Genomic DNA, 18,427 nt, shown 5'->3' on the forward strand with positions numbered 1-18,427 from the left:
TGCATTATCATAAGGACATCCCTTATGGCTCAGGGAACGTTCTATATGAAACGTTTCTAACAGTTCCTCAATCGTCTCATTTTTAAATTCATTTCCCCGGTCTGTGTGGAAGATATGGATTTCCGACAGATTGCCTTCTACTTTCCTAAATGCCTGTTTTACAAGCTCTGCTGTTTTATGTTCTCCTGCACTGTATCCAACGATTTCCCTGTTAAAAAGGTCTATCAGTATACAGATATAATTCCAGTGGTTTCCTACCCTTACATAAGTTAAATCACTTACCACCACATTACGGTATGGCTGGTTTTGAAATTGGATAGGCTACAATTAACTGGACAGATTTTTTAAGGTCATATAATCTATAATAAATACACAAATAGCAGAAGGAAATCCTATAAGGTTATATAGTTTGGATGAAATCACGGAGATATTCGGTAAATTAGGACTTCGTATTTGTAACAGCTTTGCTGATTTCAGTGGAAAGCCGAGTTCTGATAATGATATTCAATTGATGGTTTATTCCATACGAGAATAAAAATAGAGTAGACGAATTATTTAGCAATCTTCATCAAATCTTTATTTTTTTCTGTTAGGTTATATTTCAGTAAGAAATGAAATATAGAAGGAAGGATAGTAAAGATGGAAATGATGTTGCAGACACAAAATCTATGTAAATATTTTAGAAAACAGAAAGCGGTAAATAATGTTTCACTTAATATCGAAAAGGGACAGATTTATGGACTGCTTGGACCGAATGGCGCAGGTAAATCTACCACATTGAAAATGCTGACCGGTATGATGAAACCAACTGCAGGCAAGATTTACTTTGATGGAAAACTTTTGGATAGGAAAGATTTATCAAAAATAGGAGCGTTAATTGAAAATCCACCTATTTATGAAAATCTTTCCGCCAGAGAAAATTTGAAGGTAAGACAATTATTGCTTGGTACAGATGAAAACAGAATTGATGAGGTCTTGCAGATCGTATCACTTACAAACACCGGAAAGAAGAAAGCAGGGCAGTTTTCTTTGGGAATGAAGCAAAGACTAGGCATTGCAATGGCATTGCTTGGAGAACCGGAACTTTTGATATTGGATGAACCTACGAATGGATTAGATCCAATAGGCATCGAGGAATTACGAGAGCTGATCCGGTCTTTTCCGGAACATGGAATCACGGTAATTCTCTCCAGTCATATTCTCTCGGAGGTACAGTTACTTGCAGATAAAGTCGGGATTATTTCAGGTGGAATCTTAGGATACGAAGGAGAATTAAAGCAGGGAGATAATCTTGAAGATTTGTTTATGAATGTGGTAAGAAAAAACCAGAAAGCAGGTGAAATCCATGGTTAATATTATAAAAGCAGAACATCAAAAAGCCAAAAGAACCATGCGAAAGAAGTTTATCTGGGGATTTCCTCTTCTTACATTTGTCATGGCATTTATATTTACTCTTGGGATGACAAATGCTTATGCAGAAAGTGTTTGGAACTGGTGGTATACACTTTTGCTGCCGGGGATGATTGCTCTATTTTGTTATCTTTCTGTGGCGCAGGAGAAAAAGATAAAATACTATCATTTAATGACTATTCCCACAGACAGAAGAAAATTGTTGCTGGGGAAAATTATTTATATTGGGTACATGATTTTGTTTTCTAATGTGATTGTGTTTGCAGGAGCAACGCTTGGAGGCTTTCTTCTAACGACACATGTTCCAGTTGGAGGAGCGTTGATTGCAGTATTGTTTCTGACGGTTTCTGAGTTATGGGAGATTCCGGTAGCTTTATTTTTAAGTGAACGATTTGGAATGATTGTAAACCTGTTCGTCTGCCTATTTATTACCGTCAGCGGTGTGGTAATATCACAAACCAGAATCTGGTATGTACTTGTTTCTGCAATCCCTATGCGAATGATGTGCCCGTTGCTTCATGTTTTACCAAATGGACTTGCCGCAGAAGCAGGGAATCCTCTTTTGGATACGGGAGTCATTGTTCCGGGAATGTGTCTCTCAATCATCTGGTTTGTTTTAGTAACGGTTCTGTTTTTGAAATGGTTTGAGAGAAGAGAGGTGAAATAAGATGATTGGAAGATCTCTTAATGCAGACTTGCGAAAGATGAAAGGAACATCTGTGATTCTGGCACACTTACTGATTCCGATTATAACCAGCGTTATATTTTTAATATATTACTTTTTTTCACCATGGAATGAAAATATGAAAGTGATTGCATTTTATCAGGCAATAGGAGCAGGACTTCCGGTACTTATTGGAATTTTTACAGCAAGTGTGATGGAACAGGAACAAAATGCAGGTGATTTTCAAAATCTGTTGTCTTTACCGGATAAACCTGCAGCATTTTTATCGAAACTGTTGATGCTACTGGTTTTGTGTCTGTGCTCTATCCTATTGACAGCAATCATATTCGGAATTGGATTTGGAAGAATCGCATCAAGCGACATCGGAATCATGAAAGGATGTATATTTGCAGCAGTGCTGCTGTGGGGAAGCAGTGTTCCACTTTATCTGTGGCAGCTGATTCTGGCTTTTCAGTTTGGAAAAGGGGTATCCATTGGAGCAGGGATTATATCAGGACTAATTAGTGCACTGATGCTTACCGGACTTGGAGATTATGTGTGGAAATATGTATTTGTCTGCTGGACGGGTAGAGTACCATATACTTATCTGCAATCTGTATTGGGAGAAACTAGTGTAGGTGAATGGTTGTCATTCATACCAGGTTTCTTAATATTTACAGGGATTAGTATGGTATACTATTTTTGGTGGGTAAACCACTGGGAAGGAAACAGAATATCGGAATAGAATCGAGGGAAACTATGGCAAAAATACTGGCAGTTGATGATGAACCGGCAATTTTGGAAATGATAGAAAGCATTTTGAATAAGGATGGACATCTGGTTACCAAAGTAAGTAATCCACTAAAAATTAATATGGAAGAATTACATCGTTATGACCTGATTTTACTGGACATTATGATGCCTGGAATGGATGGCTTCGAATTATGCAAAAGAATCAGGGCACTTGTGGATTGTCCGATTTTGTTTCTTACGGCAAAAACGGAGGAAAACAGTCTGGTAAACGGACTTTCTTTAGGAGCAGATGATTATATTTCAAAGCCATTTGGAGTGATGGAACTTCGGGCAAGGATCAATGCACATCTTAGAAGAGAGCACAGGGAACATTCTGTCCGGATGGTTTTAGGGAGAGTCTGCATTCAGATATCTCAAAAGAAACTGTTGATGGATGATAAAGAACTTCCGTTTACGAAAGCAGAGTACGAAATCTGTGAATTTCTGGCTAAAAACAGAGGACAGGTTTTCTCGAAGGAACAGATATTGGAAGCGGTCTTTGGCTTTGACAATGAGAGTAATGACAGTACTATAATCACGCATATCAAAAATATAAGAGCAAAATTTGCGGATTATGATTATATGCCGATAAAAACAGTCTGGGGGATTGGATATAAATGGGAAGAGTAAAGAGAAGCAATACACTCAGCAGGATTTTTATGAGATATGTACTGGTCATGCTTGGATCATTAGTTGGTTTGGTGATTGTTGCTTGGCTGCTGCTTTGCCTTTTGATTAGTGTGGGCTGCATCTATCCGGCGAATTATGCAGAGCAAAAGATTAATGAAGCATATGATACGATTCTACGTGCAGATAAAGTGACTGCTGAGATGATTCCCGCACTTTGTGATTATGTAATCTTTTCAGAGAATGGAGAGAAAATAGGTGGAGATCTGTCAGAACAATACGAACAGATAGCATGGAATGCTGCAAAGTATGGAACTGCATCCGGGAAATATTTTTATAAAGTAATTGTAAGGGAAAATGAATATGTTGTATTGCAATATTGCCTGACACCTCAATATCATTCAGCTTTTTTGAGGGAGCATTTTATAGGACCTCAGAATGTGATGAGTATTATGTCTGTGATTGGAGCAGTAGCGATTATCATCATTCCGTCCATACGTTTTGGAAAAAGAATCAAAAAGCAGATGCAGCCTGTATTAGACGCAATCAGACAAATAAAGGATCAAAATCTGGAATATGAGACATCCTGTTCCGGTATCAAAGAGTTTGATGACTGTTTATCGGCAATCGATGATATGCGAGATGCATTGCGAGAATCTTTAGAAAAGCAGTGGAAAACAGAGCAGGAAAAGAAACAACAGATGTCTGCTTTGGCGCATGATATTAAAACACCTCTTACGATTGTACGGGGAAATGCAGAACTACTTTCAGAGACTGAACTGACCACAGAACAGAAGAATAATATCACTTATGTTTTGAACGGCACAACACAGATACAAAGTTATGTAAAACAGTTGATAGATGTCACAAAATCATGGAATTGCAGTGATGTTACCTATACAACGGTGAGGTTAGAAGATTTTTTCGCAGATATAAAGGAACAGGCGCTCGGACTGGCAGAAATCTATCACCAGAAGATAGATTGGAAGGCGGAACAAAGTGATAAAAAGGTAACGATTGTTTATGATCCAATGTTCCGAGCCGTAATGAATGTGATTCAGAATGCAGTGGAGCATACAAAAGAAAATGGAATCATTTATATTGACGCAAAGGAGCAGGATGACCGGCTGACATTCATTGTGGAGGATAGCGGATCAGGATTTACAAAAGAAGCATTATTGCATGGCACAGAGCAGTTTTTTATGGATGACACAAGTAGAAATGGCGAAGCCCATTATGGGATTGGGCTTTTTTTCGCAAAAACTGTGGCTGAAAAATATGGCGGAGGGATTAAACTTTCAAGTTCTGAAAATACAGGTGGGGCGAGGGTAGAAATATTTTTCCTGAGTAGTCAGGAAACAAGCTAAATAGACCGCAATTAAGCTATGTAAAAGAAATTTTACATGCATTTATCTAATATGTAAGATTAATATGGAGCACACAAAGGTATATCGGACTGCCATTTGAGATTCTTTCAGATAGCAGTGCATCGGGGACAGCTTAAATTCTAGATAGAAGTCAATCATTGACCGCTGTGTGATAAAGTTGTATATCGACATTGCATTGTCACTGGAGCTTTTTGTAAATGGTTCGCTTAACATCTTTAACCATCAGACAAATGTTGATTTGGATAACCGGTTCACAGTATATGGTATCAGGGACACAGCACCGAAGGTAAGAGAAGATAAAGCCAGATAGATGTGAGGACGTGGAAGAGATTCTGCGTCCTTTTTTTGTACAGTTTTATCGAAATACAGAACATTAATTCGATGTGCAAGAGATGATTATTGGACAGTACAAAGTGCTATAAATAAAGCATAAGGAACAGATACATGAGTTAAAGCATGAACTTTTACGGAGGTGGCAGTTATGCATATACTAGCGTTTATTTTAATATTTGTAGTCGGTTCAATTATTGCTGCTTGTGATGGGGATTATTCCGGAATAGCTGCAATAGGTAAGTTTGTAGGATTTTTTGTATTGTTATTCGCAGTATTATGGTTATTTACCCAGCCTGTTTTATTGATAATTGCTATTGTAGTACTGGTTTTAATTGTGATATGTTGCTCTGCAAAGTAGCATAGGCAGATTAAATATAATGGTGTACAGACATTAGGACTTGCAGTAATTATATATCTTCTCTTATATGGTTATTTATGGTATCATATAAGAGAAGTTTTTGGTTTTATCTGAAAGTTTGGAGGTGCATTATGCCTAAATCATCAAATCAGAAATTGAAACTGATATATCTTATGAAAATTCTTCTGGAGCGGACGGATGAAACGCACAGTATTACCATGCCGGAGATTATTGAAGCACTCGCTGCGTATGACATAAGTGCGGAACGCAAAAGCTTATATAATGACATTGAAAATTTAAGAGTGTATGGTCTGGATGTTATAGGAACGCAGGAAGACAGGACATATTCCTATCATATAGGGAACAGACAGTTTGAACTTGCAGAATTAAAATTATTGGTTGATTCTGTGCAGTCGGCAAAATTTATTACAGCTAAGAAGTCAAATGAGCTTATAAAAAAGATAGAAGGACTTGCCAGTAAGTACGAGGCATCACAGTTACACAGGCAGGTATTTGTGACTGGTCGTGTAAAGACGATGAATGAGAGCATTTATTACAATGTTGACAGGATACATACAGCAATAGCAGAAAATTCGAGGATAACATTCCAGTATTTTCAATGGAACGTTGACAAGAAGATGGAACTGCGCCATGATGGAGCACTTTATGAAGTTAGCCCATGGTCATTATCCTGGGATGATGAAAATTATTACTTAATTGCGTATGACAGTAATGAGGGAATAATAAAACATTTTCGTGTAGATAAAATGCTTTATATCAAGTCAAATGGCAAAGGAAGAGAAGGAAGGCAGGCATTTAAATCATTTGATATGGCTGCATATGCCAGAAAAATGTTTGGCATGTATGGAGGCAAAGAAGAGTGGGTGCGCATTGAGTGCGACAATTCTTTTGCTGGTGTTATGATAGACCGCTTTGGCAAAGATGTATCCATGATCAGATTGGATGATAAACGTTTTGTAGTCAATGTGGAGGTTGCAGTCAGCAGGCAGTTTCTGGCGTGGATTATAGGTCTTGGTCAGGGAGTAACGCTTGCAGGGCCACAAAATGTGGTTGAAATGATGAATGCTGAAATTGACAGATTGATAAAACAATATAAAAAATAAGAACGAAAATTCGATATGCAAGGTGTGTTTATGGGACACCTTAGCTTTTATAATAAGAATCAGATAAGAGATAAACTCTTACTGGTTCTTATTTTTTTTGAAGCAGATGAGGTAGCAGAGTGGATAGGTTATGGTATTGGATTAAAAAAACAGTATTACATGCTAAGGAATTCAGAGGATGCTGCATTATGTGTGAATATTACGATGTATGCAGAAATGATGGGACATTAGAATAGGAGGTGTCTATGGGAACGGATTCTTTATATTACATAATGGACTATAGTGGTCATTATTATAGAACTGATAAATCAGACCAGTTGGTAGCAGTGGCAGGAGAACAGGATGCAACAGTATTTACATTTGCACAGGCGAACAGCCGTATATGTGTAGGAAAGAAAGCATCATTTTATTGTATGGTTCCGATTGAAGAAACAGAGGAAGACATGAGCACAGAAGCATCAGTCAGTAATGAAATGGACGACAATTCTGGTGCATTACATGTAGAAGAACAGGAAGAAAATAACGATGATGAATACATTTCACCAATAAAAGAATTAACATATGATGAGGTAACAGAACCGATTGAGAAAAATGTTGCATCGTATGATCTGTCAGAAATGGACTGGGCAGAATATCTTACACATTTTACATACCTTGTAGAGGGTTTGAAAGATTATAGGGAGGAGCTGTCGAAAAAGCATTCAGATATAGACCAGAAGATATGCGATATTCTTCATTATATTGAATTATGTGAGACAGATGATAATGAAGCCGCTGATCTGGTTGAACTACTGAGGGTGTGTAGGGAAAACAGAAGAGATATCAAGGATGAATTGCAGAGAATCGAGTATTTTCAAACCGGCTTTGGAACGAATGCCAATGTCACTAGGGCGAAGCAGGCATTAAAAAGTATCAAAGGATTGGAAACAAGAAAGTATAAACCTAGAAAATACGAAGAGTTGTTTGAAAATTGCGTGCTCAAAGACAGGAGATTGCAAAGAGCTGATTTACATAGAACAGCTTCCGACAGTTCAGATACAAAGCAAAGATACAGCATTGAACCAACATTTGATGAAAAGGATGGTGAAGAAACAATGGCAGAAGAAAGAAGTTACACTCCGTTTGATGGGAAAGAAAATGACTGGTTATCATTTGCAAGACAGCAGGCAGAGTTTTATAGAAATGCCGGACATTATATAACAAATCTACAGATAGACATCAAAGAGATAGATGCTGAGATTGAAAATATTCTTTTGGAAACAGAAGATGCTAATTGCAATGTCGCGCAGGGATATAAGGTATTTAAGAGGCTTAAAGAGTTGAGACTTGAGAAGAAGGCAAAAACGAAAGAACTTAACTGCCTGTATGCATTGACAGATTACATTGATTGTGAATCCATGGCTGATACCTGTGAAGATAATCTGGTGGAAATTGAAGGTATAATGGAAGTTCCAGAACATAGTGAAGTAACAAAAATGCAGCCTGTAGATAATGGGCAGGAAGAGAATATGCAGATAGTAGAAGATATGGTTGGTTAAAAATAAGGAGGATAATTACCATGACAAATAAGACAATATTAAGAGAAATTCATAGGGAAAATAAATCTATAAATAGGAATTTACAGCGACTGGCAAATATAGGCTTGATAGGTCTGCTTGGGAAAAGTGCTGAGGCGGCAAAGAAAACAGACGATCATGTTGGAAAGACACTGGCAAAGACTGGATTAATATTAGTGGCAGTGTCAGAGATAGTACTTATGATAGCGGATATTATTGATTACAGAGAAGCGAAAATAGAACAGCAACTTGAAGAAGATGATGAATAATTAGGTAAAAGAACAAAGATTCGATATGCAAGTGATGATTATAGGACAGCTTAAGTAGTACTATATAATCAGAAGAAACAAATAACCTTGATAATTCTTGATTACAGGAGGTATAGCAATGAAAAATTGGATGGATTTAAATGGCGATGGCAAAATTGATGGCACAGAAATGATGTTTGCAGAAGAAATGCTTTGCACCAGCAGGGAAGAACATGAAGCATTATTTGGAGATGGCGGAGACTTCGAGGATGACGCAAAGGATGATTTTGAGATTGATGTAATGGCAGCAGGACTTGATGTTGATGAATTAGAACTTATGGATCCTGATGACAGGGCAGAGGCATTGGAAGAGGCAGGGTTAGACCCGGATGATTATGATTTTGACTGAGTTTTTTGCAAAGGAGGCTAGTGTGAAAAGTAAATTTTTCACACGCAACTTTGTGGATACGCCCCAAAGTTTGCAGGCAGCGGAAAGGCAGGACTATTAATATGAGAAAGAATTCATTTGGACAGGGACTGACAATATTTTTTGTGATAATAGGTGTTCTGTTTGTAATAGGTTCAATAGGCGAAGCAAGTGAGCCTAAGTGCATTAAGGCAGGATGTGATAATAAGCAGGCAAGTGGAAGCAGTTATTGTTATCTGCATAAACCATATACGGGAAGCAGTACATCCCATAGCAGTTCATCATATAGCAATAAATCATCCGGCAGTACTTCTAAGAGCAGTACAAGTAGCTCTGGTTCAAGCAGTAGTTACAATAGTAAATCAAATTCAACAAACAAGTCATCATATAGCAGCGGCACAAAAAAGAGTACAACGACAAAGAAGAGTACATATGACTCTTATGATGATGGCTATGACGATATCTATATGGATGGTGATTATGACTATGACAGATATGACAGAGACAGCGATTATGCTGATGGTGTAGATGATGCAATGGATGAGTACGGAGAAGACTGGTAAAGCCGATAAAGTTTTGCGGAAAGGAGACCATTATGGAAGAACTTTATTTTACAATAGCAGGTTGCAGCCATTATTTTGGCAGTGATTTTATGGAAAAAGGAATGAAAGTAAAACTTGAGAAAGAGCCGGATAATAAGTACGACAAAGAAGCAATACAGGTAAAGATAAAAGGACTTGGAAAGATAGGATATGTGGCTAACAGTCCTTTTACTGTTAAAGGTGAGTCTATGAGTGCTGGCAGGCTTTATGACAAAATTGGAGATAAGGCGAAGGGAAAGGTAGTATTTGTAGTTGATGGTGGGGTTGTGTGTAGAATTACTGCCACTGGTATAGATGATACAAAATTGTTTGATTCACAGCATAAAGAATTAATATGAAAATAAAATAGTCGGACTATTTTCGGAAAGCAATAATTGAGGATACTACTAATAAATGTTATAATAACTATAAAAATGACATAAAATAAGTGATTCAGAGAAAGGCAATCTGTAAAATAGATATGAGTGAGAATAAAACTTTGGATTATTATAATAAAAATGCTAGCAGTTTTGCAGAAAAAACGATAGATGTGGACTTTCATGACACGCAGAAACATTTTCAGGAATTACTGCCTGAGCAAGGATACATTCTTGATTTTGGGTGTGGTTCTGGAAGAGATATAAAATATTTTTTGAGCCAGAATTTTAGGGTTGATGCAATAGATGGCTCAGAGGAATTGTGTCGTATTGCAAGTGATTATACAGGTATAAAAGTAAAAAAAATGCTGTTTCAAGAACTTGATGAAATAGAAAAATACGATGGAATATGGGCGTGTTCTTCAATACTTCATCTTACACAAAATGAACTTAAAACGGTGTTTGGGAAAATGGTAAAGGCATTAAAAAGAGATGGAATCATTTACACATCTTTCAAGTATGGTGATTTTGAAGGAGAGAGAAATGGACGTTATTTTACAGATTTTACAGAAGAGAAGTTTAATAAATTTGTTCAGAATATAGAAAATATTAAATTGAAGGAAGTGTGGATTACATATGATGTAAGACCAGGTCGTGGAGAGGAAAAATGGTTAAACTTAATACTGCAGAAGAATTAGCTGATATTTATGAAACAGAATATTATACGGATGCAATAACTGGTGGTCAAGACAAGAGAATGTATCTGTATTATCAGCTGATTAATAGTTTAAAACAGGCTGATAGTGTGGATATTGTTGTTTCTTTTCTGATGGAATCTGGTGTCAGGATGTTGCTTGGTGAACTTGATAATGCGTTGAAACGAGGAGCAAAAATCAGAATTCTTACAGGAAACTATCTAGGCATAACACAGCCATCAGCATTGTATCTTATCAAGCATAGGCTTGGTGAACAGGTAGATTTACGCTTCTATAATGAAAAAAAACGTTCATTTCATCCGAAATCATACATGTTTCATTATAAAGAGTACAGTACGATATACATTGGGTCGTCAAATATTTCAAGGAGTGCATTGACATCTGGTATTGAATGGAATTATCGATTTAGTAGCAAAACAGATACCCAAAACTATGAAAAATTTTACAATACATTTGTTGATTTATTTGAAAACCATTCCGTGGTAATAGATGATGATGAACTAAAAAGATATTCAAAAAACTGGCATCGCCCAGCTGTATCAAAGGATTTAGATAGATATGATTTACAGGATAACGAAACTTCAAATGATATAGTTCTATTTGAACCAAGAGGGGTACAGATAGAAGCTTTATGTTCACTGGAAAACACTAGGGCAGAGGGTGCAAGAAGGGCTTTAGTTCAGGCTGCTACAGGTGTTGGAAAAACATATCTTGCAGCATTTGACTCAAAGAAATATGAGAGAGTACTATTTGTGGCACATAGAGAAGAAATTCTAAAGCAGGCAGCAGAATCTTTTAAAAATGTGAGGGATTCAGATGATTATGGCTTTTTTGATGGAGAAAGCAAATGCACGGACAAATCGGTGATTTTTGCCTCGGTTGCAACACTTGGCAGGAATGAATACTTGAATAATAAGTATTTTGCTTCGGATTATTTTAATTATATTGTAATTGATGAATTCCATCATGCAATTAATGACCAGTATCAAAGGATTGTAAATTATTTTAACCCACAGTTCCTTTTGGGACTTACAGCGACTCCAGAGAGAATGGATGGCCGTAATATATATGAAATCTGTGATTATAATGTGCCTTATGAGATTTCATTAAAGGAAGCAATTAATAAGGGAATGCTCGTACCATTTCATTATTATGGGATTTTTGATGATACTGATTATTCAAAACTACACATTGTAAGGGGAAGATATGATGAAAAAGAATTGAATGAAACCTATATCGGAAATGTTCACAGATATGAGCTGATTTATAAATATTACTGTAAATATGGTTCAAGGCAGGCTCTTGGATTCTGTTGCTCCAAGGAGCATGCAAGAGAGATGGCGAGAGAGTTTTCATCAAGAGGAATACCATCGGTTGCTGTATTTAGTGATGCAAGTGGGGAATATACAGAAAAACGTAATGTTGCAATACAAAAATTGAAGAATGGCGAAATAAGAGTAATTTTTTCTGTGGATATGTTTAATGAAGGCGTTGATATTACATCTGTTGATATGGTAATGTTCTTAAGACCTACAGAATCACCGATAGTTTTCCTTCAGCAGCTTGGGAGAGGACTTAGAAAATGTAGAGGAAAAGAGTTTCTGAATGTGCTTGACTTTATTGGTAATTATGAGAAAGCGGGTAGAGTGCGTTTTCTTCTTGAAGGGAAATCGAGCACGCATGGAGAAGTATATCATCCGTCCGATATATTACTATTTCCGGATGATTGTCTTGTGGATTTTGATATGAAGCTGATAGACCTATTTGCTAAAATGGATAGAAAACATTTAAAACTTAGGGATCAAGTAATTAATGAGTATTTTAGAGTAAAAGAGTTTTTGGGAAAGCGACCGTCTAGGCTGGATTTGTTTACATATATGGATGATAATATTTATGAAACTGCAATTAGACATTCCAAGGATAATCCATTTAAGAAATATCTGGAATTTCTCAACGATATAGGAGAGCTAAATCAAATAGAAGAAGAGTTTTATAAAGGAATTGGAAGAGAATTTATCAGTCTGCTCGAAAACACAAATATGTCAAAGGTATATAAGATGCCTGTACTTATGGCATTTTATAATAACTCAAATGTGCTGATGGAAGTATCAGAAAAACAGCTTCTTTCAAGCTGGAAAGAATTTTTCTCAACTGGAACAAACTGGAAAGATCTTGATAAAAATATGACATTACAGAAGTATAAAGATATTTCAGATAAGGACCATTTAAAGAAAATTCTTGCTATGCCGGTGCATTTTCTTTTGGAATCAGGAAAAGGATTTTTTGTTAGAAATGATGAAATGGTATTAGGTTTAAGAGAAGAATTGCGTCCGCTAATTGATAACCCTGTTATGACCCAGCAGATGAAGGATGTGATAGATTATAGGACAATGGATTATTACCAGAGAAGATATAGAGAGAGGCAGAATGAATAGTTAAGATAATATTTGGCTTTATTATGAAATTTAATTGAATAAGAGATACAGGAGGATTACATCATGGAACGAGTAGTACAATTTTTAAAAGAAGCAGAGACATATTATTTGGCGACAGTGGAAGGAGACCAGCCAAGGGTAAGACCTTTTGGTACAGCACACATTTTTGAAGGAAAACTGTATATTCAGACTGGCAAGGTAAAGGATGTTTCAAAGCAGATTCACGCAAACCCGAAGGTAGAAATCTGTACATTTAAAAATGGCGAGTGGCTTCGTGTAGCCGGAGAACTTGTAGAAGATGACAGAAGAGAAGCAAGACAGTCTATGCTCGATGCTTATCCATCTTTACAGAATATGTACTCAGCAGATGATGGAAATACAGAGGTGTTCTATTTAAAAAATGCGACAGCTACATTTTCATCATTTACACATGAGCCGGAAGTAGTGAAGTTTTAATGACGAAGGATGAATGGTATAGGCAGTTGTTTGAACGACTGGATAATTCCAAGTTTCGTAGCAGTTTCCATCTGAAGCAGAAAGATATTGATTACATAAATGAAAAAGGTTGCGGTCGTCCAGTGGACGACCCTGCGTAGCAGGAGCAACGACCGAGTCGGGAGATGAGACCTTGATACAATAAGACAACATGCAAAGGATTTTATTGCAAAGAGAGAAGCTCCGGCATATATAGCAAATGATGGTAAACAGACACCAATGTGTGGACATCCAGTATTTATTGCCCAGCACGCAACAGCAACATGCTGCAGGGAGTGCATCCGAAAGTGGCATAAAATGCAGCCTGGCAAGGAACTAAGTCAGGTGCAGCAGGATTATCTTGTAGATGTAATTATGACATGGATTCAAAAAGAAATCGAAAGGCAGGAACATAAAATATGAGTTTGAAAAATGTATTGATTATTGTTGATAACATTGACGAATCAATTGATTTTTATGAAGAACTGTTTGGACTGCGTGTGATTACAAGGCAGGAAGGTAATGTAATAATGTCTGAGGGGCTTGTATTACAGGATGTAGATGTATGGTATGATAGTACAAAAATACCTACAACTCCACATAACAATATGACGGAACTTTATTTTGAAGATAATGATATAGAAGGTATTATTGAAAAACTGGAGTCTGGCAAGTATGTTGTAAGTTATGTTACGGAATTAATGGAACTTGAAGGTGGACAGAAGCTTGTAAGATTTTATGATCCATCAGGAAATCTTATAGAAGTACGAACACCAATTAACTATAACTGATATGAAATGGATTTAGGGAGAAAATGCAGATATTTGTAGATGCAGATGCGTGTCCGGTAGTGGGCATTGTCGAGACAATAGCAGAGAAATACAATATTTCTAACACCTTGTTGTGTGATACGAATCATATTTTGTATTCTGATTACAGCGAAGTGATTGTAGTAGGTGCAGGAGCAGATGCAGTAGATTATAAACTAATCAGCATATGTCATAAAGGGGATGTAGTAGTATCGCAGGATTATGGTGTTGCTGCGATGGCACTTGGAAAAGGGCTCACAAGGTCCGGTGGACCTTGGCTTTGAGCCGACCGAAGCGGAGCGTAGACATATGCTATTCACCAATCCGGTAAGTGGTACACGAATGAGAACATAGATCAGATGCTTATGGAGCGGCATCTTAACAAAAAGGCAAGACGCAGCTCTCATAAGAATCATATGAAAGGGTGCACGATGTCCAGTGGACATCGGTTCTGCACGGACCGGAGTGGCAACGGAGACCAGGGAAAGCGTACAGAAGATGATGATGTACGCTTTGCACAGTCCTTTGAAAAACTAATACTGATGGCAAAGTCAAAAGAAGGTGCTCAGAGTGGGACTATTTAAGAAAAAGACAGTTACAAAGACTTATGATAAAGAAAATAAGAAACCGGTAATCAAGGCGAGCATATGTAATGGCGAGCAGGTTGTGGGCTTTAAGGACATTCATACTGGTAAGATAGAAGAGATTATGCTGATTAAGAATCAGGCAGACCTTGATGCATTCAAGAAAATGTATGGAATAGATGATGAGATAGAGAAGGAATATTGATATGAGCATATTAGGAAATATACTTTGGTTTATATGTGGTGGATTGTTGAGTGGATTGTCGTGGGTTTTGGCAGGTTGCCTGTGGTGCATTTCAATAATAGGAATACCGATAGGCTTACAGTGCTTTAAGTTTGCAGGTTTGGCATTTTTTCCGTTTGGAAAAGAAGTGGTATATGGTGGCGGTGCAGTTAGTTTAATTGCAAATATTATCTGGCTGATTGTATCAGGAATCCCTATGGCAGTTGGAAATGCTGTGGCAGGTCTGATATGTTGTATAACAATTATCGGAATTCCTTTTGGAAAGCAGTTTTTCAAAATTGCAAAATTGTCTCTGATGCCATTTGGGGCAGAGGTAATATAATTAATAGGCAGGTAGGAAAAATGTATTTGATTAAAACGATAAAAGGTGACATAACAAAAGTAACAGATGTGCAGGCAATCGTAAATGCAGCAAACAACTCTCTTCTTGGCGGAGGTGGTGTAGATGGTGCGATTCATAGAGCAGCAGGACCGGAGCTTTTGGTAGAGTGCAGGACACTTCACGGATGTGAGACTGGAGAAGCAAAGATAACAAAAGCCTATAATCTGCCATGTGATTATGTGATACATACTGTAGGACCGATATGGAATGGTGGCAGGGATAGAGAAGAGGAGCTTCTTGCTAACTGTTATTTTAATTCTATGAAGCTGGCAATGGATAATGGAATCAGGTCTATTGCATTTCCTTCCATATCAACGGGAGTATATAGTTTTCCGGTAGAGTTAGCGGCAAAGATTGCAGTACATACAGTAAATAGGTTTTTGCAGGATAAACCGGATTGGTTTGATCTGGTGGAGTGGGTGCTATTTGATACTCATACTGAATCGGTGTATGAATCTGAGGTGGATAAGATATATGAATAATAGAAACGAAATGTCTAGTATATCTGTTAATGATTTTGTTTTTGTCGATATAATATATTGTGAGAAATGAAGAAAAGGAGATTAACCAAATGGATAACAATGAAGTAGTAGTAGCAGAAGAAGTGGCAGCAGTTGCTGAAAATAATACAGGTATTGAAATTGAGCCTTTATTTGAAGAGCAGGTTGATTTTGATACATTTTCAAAGTCAGATTTTCGTGTTGTAAAGGTGAAGAATTGTGAAGCAGTTCCAAAGAGCAAGAAGCTTCTTAGATTTACACTTGATGATGGAACTGAGAATGAGAGAACGATTCTTTCAGGAGTACATGCTTTTTATGAGCCAGAGGAACTTGTTGGAAAGACATTATTGGCAATCGTAAATCTTCCACCACGTTCTATGATGGGAATAGATTCATGTGGTATGCTTCTTTCTGCAATTCACAATGTAAATGGAGAAGAAAAACTGAATCTGGTAATGTTAGATGATGCAATTCCAGCAGGTGCAAAATTGTATTAAGAGTATAAATGTCACATGGTTGTTAATAACTGTGTGGCATTTTATCGTTGTTGTTGATAAGAATGTGAAAAGCAGGAGGAACTACGGAGAGAGGTAAAACATATAAGGTTATTATGTGACTTTGATGATAAAGTAGCATATATCACTGGTTATGTTACATACAAATGAGGTTGCAGATATTAATGAAAGAATGATTGAGTAGAATAAATTATTAGTATTTTATTAGGAAGGCGGAATATATATGAAACAAGATACTTTAGAGGGCAAAGCAAAAACAAAAAATGGGGTAAAACGGCTGTGTTTTTCCATAGTCTGCATTCTTCTGGAAGTGATTTTTATTATTACTATCGTAACACGCTTGAATGAATATGCAGAAATTATAAATTTATTTACAAGGATTTTGAGTGGAATCTTGGTTTTGGGATTGTACGCATCAGATAAGACCTCTTCTATGAAAATGCCTTGGGTCATCTTAATTCTAATCTTCCCAATTATGGGTGTAGGCCTGTATTTGTTGATTGGTTTGAATGGTGGCACACATAAAATGCGTGAGCGATATGCAGAAATTGATAGCAAATTGTTACCAATGCTTCCGGACAGTCAGGAGTGTTTGAGCAGAATAAAAGAAACAATTCCGAAAGCAGGAAATATAGCAAGTTACATACAAAGAAATTCGCAGTATCCAATCTATCAGAATACGGATATTGTGTATTTTGATGAAGCAGTGAAAGGATTAGAGGCACAGCTTAAGGATTTGGAGAAAGCACAGAAGTTTATCTTTATGGAATATCATGCGATAGAAGACGCTGAAGCATGGCATAAGATTCAAGATGTTCTGGAAGAGCGAGTAAAAGCAGGTGTGGAAGTTAGAGTATTCTACGATGATATGGGTTCTATAGGCTTTATTAACACAGATTTTGTGAAAAAGATGGAGGCAATAGGAATTCATTGCCGTGTATTCAATCCGTTTATGCCAGGTTTAAATCTGTTTTTGAACAATCGTGATCATAGAAAAATAACAGTTATTGATGGAAAAGTCGGATTTACAGGTGGATATAATCTAGCAAACGAATATTTTAATTACACACACCCGTATGGACAGTGGAAAGATACAGGTATTCGTTTAGAAGGAGATGCTGTTCAGTCGCTTACGGTGACATTTTTGGAAATGTGGAATGCAGTAAGTGCTAAGGCTGCTAATGATTCTGATTTTAGTAAATACCTTTTCCACTATGATTATGCGGCACAGCAAACTGGGTTTGTTCAACCTTATGCAGACAGCCCTATGGATAATGAGCAGGTAGGAGAAGAAGTTTATATCAGTATGATAAATAAAGCTGAAAAATATTGTTGGTTTATGACTCCATATCTAATCATAACAGATGAAATGACGCATGCGTTATGTCTGGCTGCTAAGCGAGGGGTAGACGTAAGAATTATCACACCTGGTATCCCTGATAAAAAATTCATTTATAATATAACGCGTTCTTTTTATCATGGATTAGTTAAACATGGTGTTCGTGTTTATGAGTGGACTCCTGGTTTCTGTCATGCAAAAATGAGTGTGGCAGATGACTGTATGGCAACTTGTGGAACAATTAATTTGGATTATCGAAGTTTATATCACCATTTTGAAAACGGCTGTTTTATGGCAGATTGTCAGGCAGTTGTGGAAATAAAAAATGATCTGATAAGAACGATGGGAGAATGTCGTGATGTGACAGACCAATATCAAACCGGACGAAGTGCATATTTGCGACTGGGACAATTATTTATGAGATTATTTGCTGGATTGCTATAAGAATCTGATGAAACGACCTTTCAAAAAACAGTTGATTTAGAAGTTGACTGTTTTTGAAAGGCCGTTTTTGCTATATCTAACAGTCTGTTGTACAAAGAAG

The 18,427-nt window shown here is 37.0% G+C and carries 22 protein-coding genes and 4 pseudogenes; 25 read left to right on the top strand and 1 reads right to left on the bottom strand.

Translation table 11 applies throughout. The features are described 5' to 3' along the window. A pseudogene (locus tag WMO37_RS13825) lies at positions 1-294 on the bottom strand (DDE-type integrase/transposase/recombinase); the annotation flags it as partial. Between the two features lie 345 nt (positions 295-639). Between WMO37_RS13825 and WMO37_RS13830 the strand changes: the two are divergent. From WMO37_RS13830 to cls, 25 genes and pseudogenes are all read left to right on the top strand, one after another. Then, positions 640-1,353 (top strand): lantibiotic protection ABC transporter ATP-binding protein, encoded by a 714-nt coding sequence (locus WMO37_RS13830; protein WP_227090085.1) that lies wholly within the window; start codon positions 640-642, stop codon positions 1,351-1,353. After that, complete coding sequence (locus tag WMO37_RS13835) at positions 1,346-2,077, top strand: lantibiotic immunity ABC transporter MutE/EpiE family permease subunit (protein WP_227090086.1); 732 nt, start codon at positions 1,346-1,348, stop codon at positions 2,075-2,077. The genes WMO37_RS13830 and WMO37_RS13835 overlap by 8 nt, the downstream gene beginning before the upstream one ends. A gap of 1 nt (position 2,078) precedes the next feature. Next, positions 2,079-2,819, top strand: coding sequence for a lantibiotic immunity ABC transporter MutG family permease subunit (locus tag WMO37_RS13840; RefSeq protein WP_227090087.1), 741 nt, complete (start codon positions 2,079-2,081; stop codon positions 2,817-2,819). Between the two features lie 14 nt (positions 2,820-2,833). Continuing rightward, complete coding sequence (locus WMO37_RS13845) at positions 2,834-3,496, top strand: response regulator transcription factor (RefSeq protein WP_349155291.1); 663 nt, start codon at positions 2,834-2,836, stop codon at positions 3,494-3,496. Continuing rightward, positions 3,484-4,860, top strand: a complete 1,377-nt coding sequence (locus WMO37_RS13850; RefSeq protein WP_349155292.1) for a sensor histidine kinase — start codon at positions 3,484-3,486, stop codon at positions 4,858-4,860. The genes WMO37_RS13845 and WMO37_RS13850 overlap by 13 nt, the downstream gene beginning before the upstream one ends. A 115-nt stretch (positions 4,861-4,975) precedes the next feature. Continuing rightward, positions 4,976-5,155 (top strand): annotated as a pseudogene (locus tag WMO37_RS13855) (hypothetical protein); the annotation flags it as partial. A 207-nt stretch (positions 5,156-5,362) separates the two neighbouring features. Next, positions 5,363-5,572 carry a hypothetical protein gene (locus tag WMO37_RS13860; RefSeq protein WP_347996699.1) on the top strand — a complete coding sequence of 70 codons (210 nt, stop codon included), beginning with the start codon at positions 5,363-5,365 and terminating at the stop codon, positions 5,570-5,572. A 131-nt stretch (positions 5,573-5,703) separates the two neighbouring features. Continuing rightward, the gene (locus tag WMO37_RS13865; RefSeq protein WP_349155294.1) at positions 5,704-6,696 is read left to right on the top strand and encodes a helix-turn-helix transcriptional regulator; all 993 of its coding nucleotides are present in this window, start codon (positions 5,704-5,706) and stop codon (positions 6,694-6,696) included. 30 nt (positions 6,697-6,726) lie between these two features. Next, positions 6,727-6,927, top strand: a complete 201-nt coding sequence (locus tag WMO37_RS13870) for a hypothetical protein (protein WP_349155295.1) — start codon at positions 6,727-6,729, stop codon at positions 6,925-6,927. Between the two features lie 14 nt (positions 6,928-6,941). Continuing rightward, positions 6,942-8,234, top strand: coding sequence for a hypothetical protein (locus WMO37_RS13875; RefSeq protein ID WP_349155296.1), 1,293 nt, complete (start codon positions 6,942-6,944; stop codon positions 8,232-8,234). Between the two features lie 20 nt (positions 8,235-8,254). Next, positions 8,255-8,521 carry a hypothetical protein gene (locus tag WMO37_RS13880; protein ID WP_349155297.1) on the top strand — a complete coding sequence of 89 codons (267 nt, stop codon included), beginning with the start codon at positions 8,255-8,257 and terminating at the stop codon, positions 8,519-8,521. Between the two features lie 118 nt (positions 8,522-8,639). Then, positions 8,640-8,909, top strand: coding sequence for a hypothetical protein (locus tag WMO37_RS13885; protein ID WP_349155298.1), 270 nt, complete (start codon positions 8,640-8,642; stop codon positions 8,907-8,909). A gap of 101 nt (positions 8,910-9,010) precedes the next feature. Continuing rightward, the gene (locus WMO37_RS13890) at positions 9,011-9,490 is read left to right on the top strand and encodes a hypothetical protein (RefSeq protein WP_349155299.1); all 480 of its coding nucleotides are present in this window, start codon (positions 9,011-9,013) and stop codon (positions 9,488-9,490) included. Between the two features lie 32 nt (positions 9,491-9,522). Further along, positions 9,523-9,867, top strand: coding sequence for an HIRAN domain-containing protein (locus WMO37_RS13895; RefSeq protein ID WP_349155300.1), 345 nt, complete (start codon positions 9,523-9,525; stop codon positions 9,865-9,867). 122 nt (positions 9,868-9,989) lie between these two features. Then, positions 9,990-10,583 (top strand): class I SAM-dependent methyltransferase, encoded by a 594-nt coding sequence (locus tag WMO37_RS13900; protein ID WP_349155301.1) that lies wholly within the window; start codon positions 9,990-9,992, stop codon positions 10,581-10,583. Then, entirely contained in the window at positions 10,553-13,036 is a 2,484-nt protein-coding gene (locus WMO37_RS13905; RefSeq protein ID WP_349155302.1) for a DEAD/DEAH box helicase family protein, read from the top strand. Before WMO37_RS13900 ends, WMO37_RS13905 begins: the two co-directional genes overlap by 31 nt. A gap of 63 nt (positions 13,037-13,099) precedes the next feature. Continuing rightward, a complete protein-coding gene (locus WMO37_RS13910) occupies positions 13,100-13,492 on the top strand; it encodes a pyridoxamine 5'-phosphate oxidase family protein (RefSeq protein ID WP_349155303.1) in 393 nt (130 codons plus the stop codon). After that, positions 13,492-13,933 (top strand): annotated as a pseudogene (locus WMO37_RS14925) (DUF4186 domain-containing protein). Before WMO37_RS13910 ends, WMO37_RS14925 begins: the two are co-directional and overlap by 1 nt. Next, the gene (locus WMO37_RS13925; RefSeq protein WP_227090097.1) at positions 13,930-14,301 is read left to right on the top strand and encodes a VOC family protein; all 372 of its coding nucleotides are present in this window, start codon (positions 13,930-13,932) and stop codon (positions 14,299-14,301) included. Before WMO37_RS14925 ends, WMO37_RS13925 begins: the two are co-directional and overlap by 4 nt. A 23-nt stretch (positions 14,302-14,324) precedes the next feature. Next, a pseudogene (locus WMO37_RS13930) lies at positions 14,325-14,903 on the top strand (DUF188 domain-containing protein). Further along, the gene (locus tag WMO37_RS13935) at positions 14,890-15,108 is read left to right on the top strand and encodes an aspartate dehydrogenase (protein ID WP_227090098.1); all 219 of its coding nucleotides are present in this window, start codon (positions 14,890-14,892) and stop codon (positions 15,106-15,108) included. Before WMO37_RS13930 ends, WMO37_RS13935 begins: the two are co-directional and overlap by 14 nt. Before the next feature lies 1 nt (position 15,109). Next, positions 15,110-15,469 carry a YccF domain-containing protein gene (locus tag WMO37_RS13940; RefSeq protein ID WP_117823096.1) on the top strand — a complete coding sequence of 120 codons (360 nt, stop codon included), beginning with the start codon at positions 15,110-15,112 and terminating at the stop codon, positions 15,467-15,469. A 20-nt stretch (positions 15,470-15,489) separates the two neighbouring features. Next, positions 15,490-16,011, top strand: coding sequence for an O-acetyl-ADP-ribose deacetylase (locus WMO37_RS13945; RefSeq protein ID WP_349155304.1), 522 nt, complete (start codon positions 15,490-15,492; stop codon positions 16,009-16,011). Between the two features lie 89 nt (positions 16,012-16,100). Continuing rightward, positions 16,101-16,526, top strand: a complete 426-nt coding sequence (locus WMO37_RS13950; protein WP_015559630.1) for an EMAP domain — start codon at positions 16,101-16,103, stop codon at positions 16,524-16,526. A gap of 241 nt (positions 16,527-16,767) precedes the next feature. After that, positions 16,768-18,327, top strand: coding sequence for a cardiolipin synthase (gene cls / locus WMO37_RS13955; protein WP_118584012.1), 1,560 nt, complete (start codon positions 16,768-16,770; stop codon positions 18,325-18,327). Positions 18,328-18,427: the final 100 nt, after the last annotated feature.

It is taken from the genome of Lachnospira intestinalis, from assembly GCF_040095895.1.
Taxonomy (GTDB): Bacteria; Bacillota; Clostridia; order Lachnospirales; family Lachnospiraceae; genus Lachnospira; species Lachnospira intestinalis.